Source organism: Streptococcus dentasini, assembly GCF_053206945.1.
Window position 1 is genome coordinate 35,383 of the sequence record NZ_JBRUHS010000010.1, and the last position, 14,771, is coordinate 50,153.

General features: G+C 44.2%; 14 protein-coding genes. All 14 read right to left on the reverse strand.

Annotated features, from left to right (window positions below; all coding sequences use genetic code 11):
- Positions 1 to 100 precede the first annotated feature (100 nt).
- Positions 101 to 673 (reverse strand): hypothetical protein, encoded by a 573-nt coding sequence (locus tag ACVR1G_RS08115; RefSeq protein WP_447452743.1) that lies wholly within the window; start codon positions 671 to 673, stop codon positions 101 to 103.
- Positions 674 to 684: 11 nt separating this feature from the next.
- Positions 685 to 2,067 carry a CHAP domain-containing protein gene (locus tag ACVR1G_RS08120; RefSeq protein ID WP_447452674.1) on the reverse strand — a complete coding sequence of 461 codons (1,383 nt, stop codon included), beginning with the start codon at positions 2,065 to 2,067 and terminating at the stop codon, positions 685 to 687.
- A 10-nt stretch (positions 2,068 to 2,077) separates the two neighbouring features.
- Positions 2,078 to 2,356, reverse strand: a complete 279-nt coding sequence (locus ACVR1G_RS08125) for a hypothetical protein (RefSeq protein ID WP_447452744.1) — start codon at positions 2,354 to 2,356, stop codon at positions 2,078 to 2,080.
- 14 nt (positions 2,357 to 2,370) lie between these two features.
- The gene (locus ACVR1G_RS08130; protein WP_447452675.1) at positions 2,371 to 4,317 is read right to left on the reverse strand and encodes a virulence factor; all 1,947 of its coding nucleotides are present in this window, start codon (positions 4,315 to 4,317) and stop codon (positions 2,371 to 2,373) included.
- Between the two features lie 9 nt (positions 4,318 to 4,326).
- Complete coding sequence (locus tag ACVR1G_RS08135; RefSeq protein WP_447452676.1) at positions 4,327 to 4,980, reverse strand: hypothetical protein; 654 nt, start codon at positions 4,978 to 4,980, stop codon at positions 4,327 to 4,329.
- Positions 4,970 to 5,302 (reverse strand): DUF5592 family protein, encoded by a 333-nt coding sequence (locus ACVR1G_RS08140; RefSeq protein ID WP_447452677.1) that lies wholly within the window; start codon positions 5,300 to 5,302, stop codon positions 4,970 to 4,972. Before ACVR1G_RS08140 ends, ACVR1G_RS08135 begins: the two co-directional genes overlap by 11 nt.
- 92 nt (positions 5,303 to 5,394) lie before the next feature.
- Positions 5,395 to 5,682 (reverse strand): BRCT domain-containing protein, encoded by a 288-nt coding sequence (locus tag ACVR1G_RS08145; RefSeq protein ID WP_447452678.1) that lies wholly within the window; start codon positions 5,680 to 5,682, stop codon positions 5,395 to 5,397.
- A 3-nt stretch (positions 5,683 to 5,685) separates the two neighbouring features.
- A complete protein-coding gene (locus tag ACVR1G_RS08150) occupies positions 5,686 to 7,677 on the reverse strand; it encodes a pLS20_p028 family conjugation system transmembrane protein (protein ID WP_447452679.1) in 1,992 nt (663 codons plus the stop codon).
- Between the two features lie 130 nt (positions 7,678 to 7,807).
- The gene (locus ACVR1G_RS08155) at positions 7,808 to 8,314 is read right to left on the reverse strand and encodes an amino acid transporter (protein WP_447452680.1); all 507 of its coding nucleotides are present in this window, start codon (positions 8,312 to 8,314) and stop codon (positions 7,808 to 7,810) included.
- 170 nt (positions 8,315 to 8,484) lie between these two features.
- Positions 8,485 to 8,691 (reverse strand): hypothetical protein, encoded by a 207-nt coding sequence (locus ACVR1G_RS08160; protein ID WP_447452681.1) that lies wholly within the window; start codon positions 8,689 to 8,691, stop codon positions 8,485 to 8,487.
- A gap of 32 nt (positions 8,692 to 8,723) precedes the next feature.
- Positions 8,724 to 11,834 (reverse strand): type IV secretory system conjugative DNA transfer family protein, encoded by a 3,111-nt coding sequence (locus tag ACVR1G_RS08165; protein WP_447452682.1) that lies wholly within the window; start codon positions 11,832 to 11,834, stop codon positions 8,724 to 8,726.
- Positions 11,827 to 12,078: a hypothetical protein gene (locus ACVR1G_RS08170; protein ID WP_447452683.1), complete on the reverse strand. Its 252-nt coding sequence runs from the start codon at positions 12,076 to 12,078 to the stop codon at positions 11,827 to 11,829. Before ACVR1G_RS08170 ends, ACVR1G_RS08165 begins: the two co-directional genes overlap by 8 nt.
- Positions 12,079 to 12,225: 147 nt before the next feature.
- Complete coding sequence (locus tag ACVR1G_RS08175) at positions 12,226 to 13,707, reverse strand: LPXTG cell wall anchor domain-containing protein (protein WP_447452684.1); 1,482 nt, start codon at positions 13,705 to 13,707, stop codon at positions 12,226 to 12,228.
- 29 nt (positions 13,708 to 13,736) lie between these two features.
- On the reverse strand, positions 13,737 to 14,771 hold the full coding sequence (locus ACVR1G_RS08180; RefSeq protein WP_447452685.1) for an LPXTG cell wall anchor domain-containing protein: 1,035 nt from the start codon (positions 14,769 to 14,771) through the stop codon (positions 13,737 to 13,739).

Genomic DNA, 14,771 nt, shown 5'->3' on the forward strand with positions numbered 1-14,771 from the left:
ATATAAAAAACATTATTTATAAAAATATTTTTATAAGTATTTATATATATCTTTTTATTGTGATAAAAAAGGCAGCCGCTAAGCTGCTGCTTTCCGTTTATTAGCCATAGAACCCGCCTAGGTTACTACCGCCAGAAAACTGAGAGAAGGCCAGCTGATCGGCTGCGATATTATAGTTCCCAGCAAAATAGACATTATCCTCACCTGATTTTGTCAAGGTAACGATGAATTGGACAACATCCTTATTATCAGATTTTGACACTTCAACGGTTTCAAAGTGATAGCCATTGGCTTTGACCACCATTGCCAATTGCGTCAGATTAACACCGCTGGTCATCCCTAGATGATGATCCGTTGACGGCTCAACTTTAGACAGCCCCTCAACTGAAGACAAATAATTCAGAGCATCCTTAATAGCGGCCTGACATTTTTGACTGTCTTCAGCTGAGGCCTTCTGGTAGGGATGTTCCAGCTTGTTTCTAAGTTTCAGGTGATTGCGTTCGTTTCTTGTCAGTCCTTTTGAGGAATGAGAAGAACTGGTTTGACTAGTTTTGGGTTGATGTATTTTATCAGCTGGCTTTTGCTGCACAGCCACAATAATCATCAAGGCGCCAACCAGTATGCAGAGAGCTCCAATAATAATCGGGGTCATTTTCTTTCTTCCTTCTTTCATGATCGTGTCCTTTACTTCTTCCATTTGGGTTTCTTGTCGTCGGGATAAGCGTAAGTATACTGATTGTCCGTCTGGAATTGCTTGGTTGCAATTCGATAGTTCCAAGTATCATTTTTGCCATAAAAATCACTGCCTGAAATCGGAGTATTTTGCTCAATTAACAAGATATCACCATTCTCAAAGACATGGCAGACAATCCCAGTATGACCGTTTCCACCACCGCCGACTGGGGTTGAAAAGATCGCTCCAGCTTTTGGAGTAGTCTTCACGCTATTATGAAAGACTTGACTGGCCCATGCTTGTGCTTGTGCCATTCCATTCCCTTTAATACCTCCTGTATGTCCCCAAATCAGATTCCCAAGGCTTTCGGTCAGGTCAACACATTGTCCAGAACCTTCTACCCAGTTATCAGGGCCACCATACTTAAGTCCCAAATCTTCTGGATTATGGATATAGTCTTTTAAGCTCTTTGGAACTTCATCGGGTTTATACCCCCAAGCTATAGCATCACTAGGAACCGTACCAGAACCATCAGTTGCACCATCGTCAGAATCCGACTCGCTATTGTCACAATCTTCTTCGGGTTTAGCACTGGATTCCGAATCGGAATCCGACTCTGTCCCAGAATCTGAAGATTCATCAGAGGAACCGTCGCCTTTACCAATTTTAGAGGTTTTCACAGGCTTCTCCCCATATTTTTTGATAGCTTCCTTATCTAACCAAGCATAGCGTTTTCCAACAGACTCATAAAGGGTTTCAAGACTGGTTTTATAATCAGGGGCCGTTGCCCATCCGCCGTCCGCAATCGCATCAAGGGTGCTTTTTCCATCACTATTATTAATAGCTTTACTATAAAGCGTTTGGTTTCGCATAAACTCAGCTTTACCGACTATCCCAGCATCAAAGTTTTTAAAATAGGCATAACCACCGCCCGTATTATCACCAACGGTCGTTCCACTACCAGTCGCTGCTACGGCATCACTCCCATACAGCTTGAGCGTATCGGGATAGTCCGTTGCAGTTGACCATTTGACACCGCCCATATTATGGGCCTGACCAAATGACGGAACGCTGGAGTTAAAGCTGGTCTCTTGCATGGTCTGCGTGATAGATGCCGATGGCAAGAATCCCCCAACCTTCCAGCTATTGAGATAGGCCTGCTTATGATCTTTGACGAATTTGTCCACCGAAGCCGCATCTGAAGAGATGGAGGGACTGTCGGCCGCTGGTGTGGTTTCCGTGACCTCATCATCCGTTGAACAATTAGATCTGGAACCAACCGCCCCTGAAACAGCGCCTAAAATAGAAACTGCTAAGACAAGAGCGACAAAAACGCCGCCGATGAAGGTGCCTATAAAGAGCCATCTCCCAATTTTACGCAAAACATCAGACATAGAATCCCCCTCACCAAAGGCCAGCCATAGTTTTTAACAATAGGTAGAGAAGAATTAACGGGATACCAACCCAGATGCCAGCCTTCTTAAGAAATCGAATAAAAGCCTCATTCCTTTCGGCCTGAGCTCGTAACCGTTCAGGATCAGACTCACCCTCAGAAGCAAAATATTCTTTTTGTCGGCGGCCCATTTCTTTACGAATCACAACATAGTCATGGAATTTAGCTTTCTGCTTCTCAATAGGTCCCATTCCATAGTAGGGATCATTGTTTCGTCGTCCTCTAAACATCATTTATCCTTTCTTTAATACATTTGACCGTAGCGATACTGATCATAATCCAAATAACTTTGGGTAAACACGATATTCCCGACGCCAGCGATATTTAAGAAGAGCTCTCCTCGATCTAACTCAGGCAGGGATTCCAGTTCTGACTCTGTCATAGATCCTGCTAGAGCATTCGCTAACAGTGGGACAGTCGTTTCATCTGTCTGAGCCATGACCCGGTACTGCATCATTCCAAATATCCGTCTGACTGCGATAACATAAGGGTCTCTCTCAATACCCCCGCCAGACTCAAAGATAATCCCTTGAAGAGAATTAACGGAGAGAACAACGCCGGCAAAGTTATCTCCCATATAGCCGATAACGTTCGCTAAGGTCTCAACACTCATTTCAAAACGAGGGTCAAGTAGGGTTTGGGCATCACTAATATTAACAATATAGTGGGGCATATCTTCTTCCTGCAGCTGAGGATCATCCCGCATGGCCTGCTTGCAGCGTTTGCCGTTGTTGACAACATCCGCAGAAATAATAGAGAGCACATTAAAGACTTGAGCATTAAAAAGATTATCGTCACTTTTTAACTTAGAAAAATCAAAGGTCACAACCTGCTCTTGAGAAATATCCTCAAACTCCGTAGTGCCTTCAAAGATGGCCCCGTAGGAGCTAAGCATTAATTTAAATGTTTTTTTAATGCGTTTCGTTGAGGCCAGCTCAACTTCATCAACATTTATTTGAGCCTTCAACGAGCGCTCATAATCTTCCAGATAAGGAATAAAGTCTGATAAAACGGGGTACTCATCCCGTTCTAATTTGGTAGCGCGCAGGGAGTTTTTATGAAGACTTGGGTTTTGAACCCAAATATTTTCATCAATATAAAACTCATTAAGGATTTCTTGGAAAGTGGCGAGATCATCATTGGTCACATCTTCATTCATGAGCTTAAGAATATTCTTAAGCTTATTGATATGGAGGTTATAGGACTCCTCTTCATCAACATCAAGCCCATTTTCTTCAGTAGCTTGAGGAAACACTTGAAAGATATTAATCCGATTTTCACCACCAGATAAATCAAGAATTTTGCCCTGTTGTTTTCTGGTCAATTCTTTAAAAGCGCCAGAAGCATCAATATTTCTAATAAAGTTTCCTCGGTGGTACATATCATCAGTATGCCGCAATAGGAAAGTGGTTTGTCCCATCCGAGGATTCCCAGAAATAATCATAAAAGACCTTGTCCGCTTATCATCCCGTGTTAAAAAATTAAAATTAACTACGCCTTCTGTCCTCGTTAGCCCGTAAAACGATCCCCGTTCATCTTCTAGCTTCGTGTGATTAAAAAAGTAACCACCCGCCAAGTCATGAGCACGGACGGTTTGCGGCTGACGGCTGTTGGGCAAGAGAATTTGTTTAGACGTTGGAATAAAAGGGGCCTGAAATTCCAATTCCTGTTCCCCTAAAAGAATCGTAGACTTATAAGCGGACGTTTTATCCTTAATCTCATCAACCTTCTTAAAGAGGTCTTTTTCTGTCCAAGCTGATACATAAACCCGAACATAAAAGGCAAGTACCCCAATGTTTTGCTTATCAATTTCTCGGAACATTTGACGAAGATCAGCCACCTCATCAATTTCTTTCATGTTCGTCGTGGTTTTATTCTTTTCAGAAATCCGAGTCATTTTTTCTTCAATGGACTTTTCTAGTTCTTTTTTAACCTCATCGCTGTCTCGATGTAAGATAGACACAAAGGATTGTGTGTCTTTCAGCTGGGTCAAGTCTTGAAGCCAAAATCGTTCTAATCCTTCTGAAGGAAACATATAAAAATGCAGGCAGGTATGATAGCCATCTCCGCTTTTCCAGTAATCATCTGCAAGAAATATAATCCCACCTTGCGGCTGTACCTGCCAAAGAAAATCCAAGTCGTAACCATCTTCTTTTAACTGACGTTGACGTTTTAATGATAGTGTCGGCATTTTCTCCTCCTAGATCTTTTCGTTCATGTTGTAAAATTGTTTTATAATCTGGAACTTTTTCCAGCGGGGGATGTCTCTAGGCAGCAAACCGCCATTACCATAGCGCTTAGCTTTAGAAACAACGTCATCTAGCTTATCGGTGCTTTCTCCCCACAGCCATAAAATAAATTCATGATTATAATTTTTCTTTCGGACAACCTGTTCAACAGAAATCCGAACCTTCAAGCCATCTTCACGGTCTTTCAGCTGAAGATACCGCTGACTGCCTTCTGGAACTAGCTTTAGTTCCTGACGGACCTCAGATAGGATATGACGTAAATGTTTAATCTGAGGATCCGTATTGGTTGGCAGTGTAGTGGTCTCAATTTGACAATCAGGAGTAAACCGAGTCAGCCAGAGCCGAAAATTTAAGAGTGTCCGAAGTGTCTCTTTTTCCGATAAAGAGTCTAAGTCCTTCCCCTGAATTTCCATCAACTGGAGATAGCCATTGTTGACTAGGTCAATATAGCCTTTACGGGTGAACATAATGCTTTTGGTGGGAAGGCCCTCTACCGTTGAGTGAAGATCAAAATAGGTTTGATTATCAATCTTGGCATTCCGCCAAACCTTGGAAAGCAAACGAGAAGTCTGTCTCTCCTCTTGACTACTTTTTTCAATTGGCATGCGTTTTCTCAGCCTCCTTTTTTTCCATAGAATTAAGAGCAATATAGCGATGGCGTCGAAGTCTAATCGTCAGCCAGACCGCATGATAGTTGCGTTTTCCGCCGTTATAGGGTAGTAATAAATAGACAGCCAAACTGGGAACCAAAAGCATAAAGAGCAGCATTTGAGCCCACATTGACGGCGGAAAATAATTCAGCGCAAACATAAAGGTGATGGTCACCGTTACGGCAATGATGAGGAAATCCCTCATCAGGAACATCCACATTTTGGTAGCCGTCTTGGTATCTTTAACGATCCCAAAGGTGTCAAAGTTCTCGTTCATAGAGCACATCCTTTCTGTAAGATAGTAAGAGTTTAAGGGATAATCATTTTTTAACCAATTTACCGACAGTTCACGGACAAAACAAAAAAGCCTCACGCATGGTGAGACTTTTTCATCAAGCTGAAGAAATCATCTTCTCCTAAAATTGTTAAGGCTTGGCCAGAGGCTTGTCTGGCTTTAGCAGCGGTATATTTCAGCGAGCGTTTATCTGGATTAAAAAGGTCTAACTGCTTATGTCCAGCAATAAGGAGGGTCGTCTTATCAGAGACAAATCCCTGGTAAGTTCCCCCTTGTTCCTGAACAAAGCGGATAGCCTGCTCTCTCGTAACTGGCCGTAAACTTCCTGTTATAGCCACGACCTGATGGTGAAAAACTCCCATACTTTAATCCTCATCACTTGTATAACCTTTAATATGGTTTTGTCCGCTGCTCAGCTGTTGACTGCCTTGTTGCAAGTTACTCTTAGCCTGACCGAGGTTAGAGCGAGCCTGAGAGGCGTGACGTTTCGCATACCCCTTGGTTGGGTCATAAGCCAGTCCAGCCGTCTTAGGTGGACGATTTTGTTTAGCTTCTTGACTCAAGGCATTGTCAAGACCGCTATTGTCCATACCTGAGTTTTCTCGCATTTCAGATATCGTTTGACGTTTATCCATTGGGTCAGTGGTTAAAGCATTGTAAGCCCCAACCTGACCACTGTCAAATCGATCCGCTCCTTTATCCAGAACCCCATTGACCTTATCTGTACCCCAATCTAATCCTGACTGAATGGTATCAGAAGCCTTTCGAACACCGTTAGTCATACCATTTTTAAAGGCACCGCCAACACCTTGATCCCGCACGGCCTCATTGATACCCTTGAGAGCACCCGCCACTTGAGTCGCTCCGCTAGCGGCCTTCTTAGCCCCACGGCCAGCCGCTTTAGTCCCTGTCCAAGCTGCTTTACCGCCAGCTGCAGCAGCGGAAGCGGCTCCATGGCCAAAAGCTGTAGCACCTTGTGTTAAAGCACCCGCCATCAGCAAGCTGCCAGCCACTTGTTGCATAGCATCAGAATGACCTGTAGAGACACCCAGCCAGCGTTCAATCGCCGAAGAGCCTTGCATAGCCGCCAGGAATGTTCCGAGATAAACCAGAGCCGCAGCCAGGACTTGTTCCCACATGGTCAGTCCGCTGAAGAAAGAGTCCCCCAGGCCTTTGACAGCCGCTAGGCTGAGACTTGGGAAATCTCGACAAATCTCTAAGACCACTCGCATGATGATAACTTCAAAGAGAATCCCCATAAAGGCACTAAAGATCGTCATGAGCAGCTCTTTATTCTTTTTAGCACTGGAAGCCGCTGTAAAGTAACCCTGAATCGGGAAAATCATGCCCTGCAGCACAATATCAACCACAGACTTACCCAGTTTCACCGCCATAAAGAGGAACAAGAAAATCAGAAGCCCGTATTGTAAGAACATCCCGATCCAGTTCACCTGATAGCGCATGTAGGTGGATTCCATGGCATTGAGGCCTTTGGCGAACCGATGCTCATCAATAGTTTCAAGGCCTGAACTGTTAGCGTCCAGCTTATGCAGAAAAAGGCCCTTGACACCTTTATAAGCCCCATTGTTTTCGGAATCCATATCTTCTAAAACTTTAGTATTGGTTGCCCCGTAGTTAGCCGTGAAATCAAGATTGGTCACATAATTGCCACTTTCCCGTTGTTTCTTGTTATCCGTGATGTAATTTAGCTCAACTCCCGACTTCTGAATCGGTTTGAGGTTGCCCTGATCATCCAATTCAAACTTGGAGGTGTCCCAGTCATTGTTGATAAGAACTTTCAGGTCCACCACATTAGACTTTAGAGGCTGAAGGGCGAGAGAACTAAAGCCCTTCCCATTGGAGGTCATGGTTCGGGCTGTTTGCGCATCCTGAGCAATAGCTGTCCCAAAAGTAGTAATCCCCAAAGGGAGGACAAAGATGACAAAGGTCACTAGAAGAAAATTACTAAAGTATTCGCCATACTTAGGCTTTTTCCCCCAAGCCGTTGAGATCATTTTCCAGGTTAACACTAACAGGAAGCCTGATAATCCAAAGAGCTGGCCATAATGGTAAATCTGACCGATAATCGTCTGTTGATCCCCCAAATACCCAAAGAGGCCAAACAGTTTAAAGAGATTATTATAGACATGTTCCAGAGCAGCCGTAATCTGGTAGAGCGACTTGGCAATGCCTCCCGGCAACATGTAAATAAAGGCCCAGAAGGCCCCCTGAGGGTGAAGGTATTGAGACCAGTAATGATAGAACTGGACCAGCTTATTAGCTGTATCATCATCAAGATTCTTACCATCTAAACCCGGAACATCCTTCACCAAGTCAGAGAATTTTTGATAATCCATAGACTTATCCTTTCTATTTTTGATGGCTCAAGAATAAGGGATAATGGATTTTTACAAAAATTACCGACAGTTCACGGACAATTAAAAAAGAGCCTCACAAGGTGAGACCCTTAGTCAATTTATAAAATTTCTAGTTAGCAGTACCTTTGAAATCAAAATACTCATACTGAGCATCATTTTCCAATTGAAATAGGTGCATACTCTTACCATTATCCGATAAAACGATGCAGTAAACTTCTATACCAGCACGGTCATTTTTCAAATCTTCTTTATGTGGATCTGCCTTAATCAGAAAATGAGTCTTCCCTTCATAATCTGATTTATGGCTATTGTATACCTTCTTATAATTTTTAACATTATCAATTTTACTAAGATCTTTTTCAGTAATGACTTTAAAATAGATACGCTCACCATCTGAATTTGTTATGATATGTTTCTTAGTATTGAACTTTAGAGTATCTTTACCACTGTCATCATTAAAAGCTGAAGTAGTGTAGCCTATACCCTCAGTCGTCCCGCTATAAGATTCCTTCAAATCCTTAGGAATGCCTTCCTTGGTATACTTGGAACAAGCTGCTAAAGTAAGGACAGTGACAAGAGACAGCGCCACTAACAATAGCTTCAGACTTTTTTTCATCTTACTTCTCCTTTTTTACGTGTTTGTTTACCGTCAGTATAACAAAGATAAGGATTAAAATCAATAGCAAAATACTTTTTTATCCCTATTTTAATCCTTATTGATATAACTATTACAATAAGGATATTTATCGTTAGAGCACATTACTCTTATCAAGAGAGACTTACCCTTTATTCCTCCACAGGCACAGCGAACGGCCACGCCCATTCAAATTCTTGTTTAATTTCCGCTTCAGTCAATTCTGTGCTATCTCGATTAAAGTAGTAGGCTTGTTTACCTAAGCGAGATATAGAGATTCCAAAAGCTGTTCGTATCAATGCAAAAACTCGCTTACCCTCTCCATGAGGATTAGGTAATACAACTCTATATTTTTTCATTTTTTATCCTCCATTTAATGTGAGTCTTTTGGTTAAAGGACATCACTCATATCCTCTAAGTCCCAATCGTCTTCAAAGTTTGGATCTTCAGCTGAGGAGAAATCCTCACCGCCCAAGACTTCAGCCACATGAGCCGACAGTTGTTCCTCGTAGGTGTTATACTGCGTTTTGGTTAAGGGACGCTTGCGAGGAGCTAATTTAGGGGCTTCTCCCTGCCGCATCGGGTTCGTCAGCAGCATTCGCCAACTGATCAAATTATCCAAAGCCTGATCCGCTGGAACCGCAATATCCTGCAAGTTAAGATAACGGTGCGGACTGTCCACAGGAATGTCAAAGAAGCTCTTGGACTGATCAAATTCGTCCTGCAAGAACATATACCGCATGGGCATAGCCGTCTTACCCGTTAGGAAAATGGGATAGGTAATAATTTTAAATCCGTGATTATCCCGTGCTTTAACCCCACGCAAAATCAGAGCTTCTCCTTCCTGCAGTTTAGACAGCTGGCTCTTATCCAGCAGTTCCTGCTTTTCTTGGTTGACGGTGACATTGGGATTGGCTTCATCCCCCAGAATATTACTGGAGCGGTTGCGGACGGTAATCGTCTTGTTCCCTGATTCACGGCTGAAGTATTCCGTCGTCTTCCCCTTTGATTTAATATAAACCTGTATTGAACAGTTATCTTTAATGGTCTGGGCAACCTTTTCACCATATTCCTTATCCAATTGTTCAAAGTTTTGAACCCACAGATAAAAGACGATATTCAGTCCCAGATTAATTGAAATTTTAGTGTCCATGGCAGGAATGGCAGGAAGATTGGTGAACTCATCCAAGATATAAGTTATGCGATTGACACACTTACGGCCAGGAGCTGTCCCAGCCAGCTCAGCATTGACATTAAAGAGTTGGTCCAGAAACAGAGTGACCAGCGCATTGTACTCTTTCTTATTGGGCGGCGTCACCAAGAAGATCGCCTTTGGTTTATCCGAATAAACCAACTCAATATCTGACGGTTCTAAAAGACCGCCGTCTGGCTGAGAAACGATAGACAGGGCAATCGTATCCAGAATCGGTTTCTTGGTATACTCATCCAAAATATAGCGTTTGGTGCCCTCATGACAGCGATAAACCTTTTCAGCCGCAATCTCAAAAGTTTCGTCTTCAAAAGCAACCTCAATGGTAAAATGATTAGGCAGCTTCGGTTCAATAACCATATTCAAGTAACCGTAGCCATCGACATCAGCCGCCTGATGATCCACATAAATCGTTTCTTTCGTCAGGCCTAGGAAATGATTAGTCCCCTTAATAGTGACCTGAGCCTTTTGAAAGGCATAGCTATTAGCCAGCTCTTTGTTTGTGCTGGATTTAAAAAAGATCGACAGCCGACGCGGAAAGCCAAAGGAAGCCAATTCCACAGAATTCATTGACGTGAGCTTAGCAATATTATCTTGAAGATACAGGTTGATCCCTGACATCATACTGGAATAGATATTTCCTTGTGTTTCTCCAGCCGCAAAGTTTGACGACGCAAAAGCTAAGATAGCCTGCTCTCTAAACTTAGAATACTGAACCTGATTTACGCGTTGCAGGTTATTAAAGTAGGCCGTAATTTTCGAGCACCGCTCCACAATCATATCTTGAGTCGGATGATCAATCAGATTGCCGTCAGGATCTTCATAAACTGTTTCAGACCCTAGGTTAATCATAAATTTAGCGATATTACGGATGGTGATCGTTAACCAAGCATCCTCTTCACCATTTTGGACCGTTTCATGAGCTCGGTCCAGCAAAGCCATAGCGACAGCTGTAAACAGAGCGATAGAGCTGTCTTCAAAATACTTGGCATTGCCGTTGCCTATGCCTGATTTGGTATGGCGGTAGATGGCTTCTGCCGCAGCATTAATATAGCTCTGTGTTTTTTCATAATACCCCTTTTTAGCTGCCTCTATCGCCAATTGAAGCGGCTGATAGGCCATAGAGTAATCAATATTTAAATAAGAGAGCACCTCAACATCATAGTTGCGTTTCCGCAAGGTTTCGTACTCTGATTGGTAATGTTCCCCTTTCGGGTCTCCCATGATCAGAGAAGGCTGAACTTCTGCTCGACTGTTCATTTCAATCGTGGTCGTGATCCAGCCTTCCCCTTTACCCGAGCGAGTCATCCCAGCCGATAAGGCATTAACGGTGCCATCGTCAATATAATAGGTGCCCGACGGCGTCGCAAAATTATTCAAAAAGCGTTGACAGTCGCTTAGCCAACGGCTAACCGTGCGATTTTGCCAAAGCATTTGACTGCCTAAAGTGATCCCTGGTAAAGAGGCCTTTTTCAAGTGCATCACAGGAAAGCCGCCATTCCCAGGATAGGTTTTGGTTTTATTCGAAATGGCCTTATATTGTCGCTTTACTTCCCTGATAGTCGCAAAGCGATCATTGCCTTTTTCATTGTTGTTATAGTCTCGATACTGTTCGAAATTGACCCAAGCTGAGCGCCAAGCGATAGAAAGACCCATCCCAAACAACGGTAAAGCTAATACGGGCGCAATCTTAAAGGCTTCAAAGTAAAAGAGCCGTCGGATCAGAATACTGGACCAATTGAAGGTGATCAACGTCAAATGGCTAGTGACCGATTGATACAAGAAGTGATTGATGGCCCGAATGACAGAGACCAAATAATTGGTCAATAATAGGGCAATGAGGCTAAAAGCCAAGCCCATAGCTCCAAAAGAGCGGTAAGTACGAAAACGTAAAAAAGGTTTCATTTCTCGCTCAAAACGCTTGGCTTCCCTACCGTCTTTAGAAAAGGTATGGTAAAAGAACTGGAAGATCCGATAAGCCAACCGCACAAAGCCATTTAATCCCAGTAATAGCAGCCAGGCCAAAGGCCAAACGATTAACCGCCCCACTTCTTTAGGACCTTTGCGCTTCAGCTCTTGACGGATACGTTTAGGGGATAGCTGTTTCTTCAAGGCTTGCGGATGTTTCATCCAATCCCCTATCTGTTTGGCGAACCTGATGACAGGCTGTTTATAGTGACCATAACCTTTATAAGCGAGATACCCAATCCCAGTCAAGCTCAACAAGCTATTCAGCCAGCTGGAAAAGGCAAAGTTCAGCAATCCATCAAATAGTAGTCGAATACTAGACATAGCTGTCCTCCTCTTGATGTTGGCTCAGGTAGCGTTCTAGCTGCCCAATATGCAGACTGGAATAACAAAACAGCTGAAACTGGGTGGATTTCGTGAGTGATTGAAAAACTCTGCGAAATTGCTGGACAAGACTGCTTAAATCTCCTGAACAAAAGAGCTCTTGTTTATCGTCTTGTCGCAATTGATATTCCAACTGCAGCGAATCCGCCAATAAATCATCTAGGCGTTGAGGTTCCATTATCATACTAAATGCTCCTTTCTAATGGTTGGTTTGTCCTCATCATAAGGGATAACGTTTGTTTCTCAAATTTACCGACAGTCTAAAACGACTAAAGCCACCTCAGCAATACTGAGATGGCTCCAGCGGTCTTATCAACAGTCCTTTCTAATTTTAGTTGGTTTCCTTAATTTTCAGCTTGAAACGAGCCGCTCCCAGAGCTGACAGACCGACAAAGATAGCGCCAAGACCAGCTAAGCCAACGGACTTCTTATCCCCTGTCTGAGGTAAGGCGGCCGCCTTAACGGGTTCTGCAGGTGCCTGCTGCGGACTTGGTGTGGTCTTCTCTGGCTGAGGCGCTGGGGTTTCAGGAACCTTCACGGCTAGTTGATAGCTGTGATAGCTAGCCTTGACAGGCTCAGGCTCCGCTGGAGTCGTCAGCTTGACTAGAGTAATCTTATCAGGCGCCTTGTTGTCCGTCTGGAACTGAACTTGAACCTGACCGTGCGTATTGATAATCCAATTATCATCCACCTTCAGGACTTCTAACAGCTCACTTTGAGCGCCATTGCCTGCCACTTTAACCGATTTGTTAATAGCTGTATTTGTATTAATCGTTTGAGTGAGGTTATTATCGACATTATAGATACCTGAGCGCCAGATGATAGTGCCATTGAGATCTTTCACGACCATTTCAGCTGATTTATTGACTGCGGTACTTGGACGGTGATTCGTATAGACATACTGACCAAGGTCTACACTGTCAATCGTAATGGTTTGGCTGCCATCCCCGTTAGACGCTGAATGCCAGTTTAGCTTACCATTGAGAACACCTGTCCCAAGGTTGCCTAATCGGTCATTATCCCCATCATTCATATCATGGGTTAACTCAAAGACTCCCGTAGCTGAGTCCACGGTGGCGTGCATTTCTGAATTCCCATATTTTAGGCTATCCACGTTTTGAGTGGTTTCTGTCATGCTGGCTGTAAAAGCGGTTGAGTTGAGATAATCTGTCAGCTGCTTGTTAAGCTGATCAACAGCAGTTTGATTTTGTTTTTGAACACCTCTTGCTTGTGCCCTTACCGAGTGATAGTCTTCAACCGTTTTCCCTTGGCTGACAGGCTCTGTCTTAACGTCTGCGACATAGTCCTTATAGTCTTGAGCTGCTTGATCCACCGCTTGGTTGGTCGTCTCAACAGCCTGTTTGGCTTCCTGGTAAGCCTGATGGGTTTCGGTAGCTTGAGCTTGAGCAGTCTGCAGATTCTGAACTTGGTTAGCCTGATCCGCTGCAATATCCGCTTGCTTAGTGGCCAAGTCTTGATCATTCTGAGCCACCCCCATGTCCTGGGCAGGGGCTTGCGTCACCTCCACCCCTGCCTGTTGAGCATTAGCGGCCGCTGCTTCAACGGACGAATTATCAACCGTGACAGCCTGAGTATTTTGGTCTGCCACTGAGGCTTGTTCGATGGTTTGGCCAGTTTGAGTTGATTCAGCTGGGGCTGCTTCATCGGCAGAGACAACTGTCCCAGCTCCTAGAGCCATCACTCCAGAAACAACCAGTGTTCCCAGCAGCTGTTTGCCACGTTTACGGTAAGACCCATGGCCATTCAATTTTTCTGTCGCATTCAATAAAATAGTTTTATTAGTTTTGTTCATCTGTTTTTTCTCTCCCTATACTGTGTGTTTTAATCCTTTTTACTAAAATTGAATTTGGTTTTTATGAAAAGCAATACGGCGCTAAGTACAGTTCCCAAACCAGAAACCAGGACAGCCGAGCTGGAGCTATCCCCTGTATGTGGCAAGGTTTTCATTTGGCCATCATCCCCCTTAACACTTAAGGTCTGATCGGAATTAACGGTAGCACCAACAGATCCAGGATCAACCGTCTGTGTTGATCCGTCTGCTTGACTGACGATAGGTTGACCGTCTTGAACAGAGACGATCGTTGTTCCATTGTCAGTGGTAACTGGCTCCTCTGGAGTGACATCTTGGACCACTTGACCGGTCACTTCACTGATCAAGCCAACTTGACTTTGCCCTTGGTCATACGCTTGCCCAGCCGTTGGCTGATTACTAGCAGGCTGAGATGGTTGGTTATTTTGACCCGTTGAGCCATTTTGGCCCTGCCCCTCAGTTTGAGATGGGCTATCAGGTTTAGAACCTTGGTCCGATCCGTTTACACTAGGGGTAGACTGATCCGATGGAGCCGCTTGAGGTTGACTGTCATTATCCTTATCAGTCGATGCGGAAGGCGAGGATGACTCTGGCGCAGAGGCACTCGGTTGAGAACTATCTGGAGTTGCAGAACTTGGGACTGAGCTATCTGGTGCTGACGTTCCAGCACTGTCTCCGCTTGGAGCTGGCGTTGCCTGTCCCCCTTGTTCTGACGGCTGCGTTTGGCTCGAATCTGGTACACCTGGCGTATCCGACGAAGCGGGAGCAGATGGAACTTGTGAAGATGGCTGACTGGCCTGATTCTGACTGGTTCCTTCGCTCGACGGTGCAGAAGCACTTGGTTGATTGGCTTCAGCGCCCTGTCCTGTGTCTTGACCAGAACTAGGAGGGTTCGGAGTGGTATTGTCCGCTGCTGGCTGAGAAACGACTGTAGCCGCTGACGTTTGCGGCGCAACAGCTGTCACCTCATCCGCAAAAGCCGTGCCAGTACTGGCTAGAGCCAAGCCTGATAGTGTCACGAATGTTAGTACTTTGCTTTTTGTCAT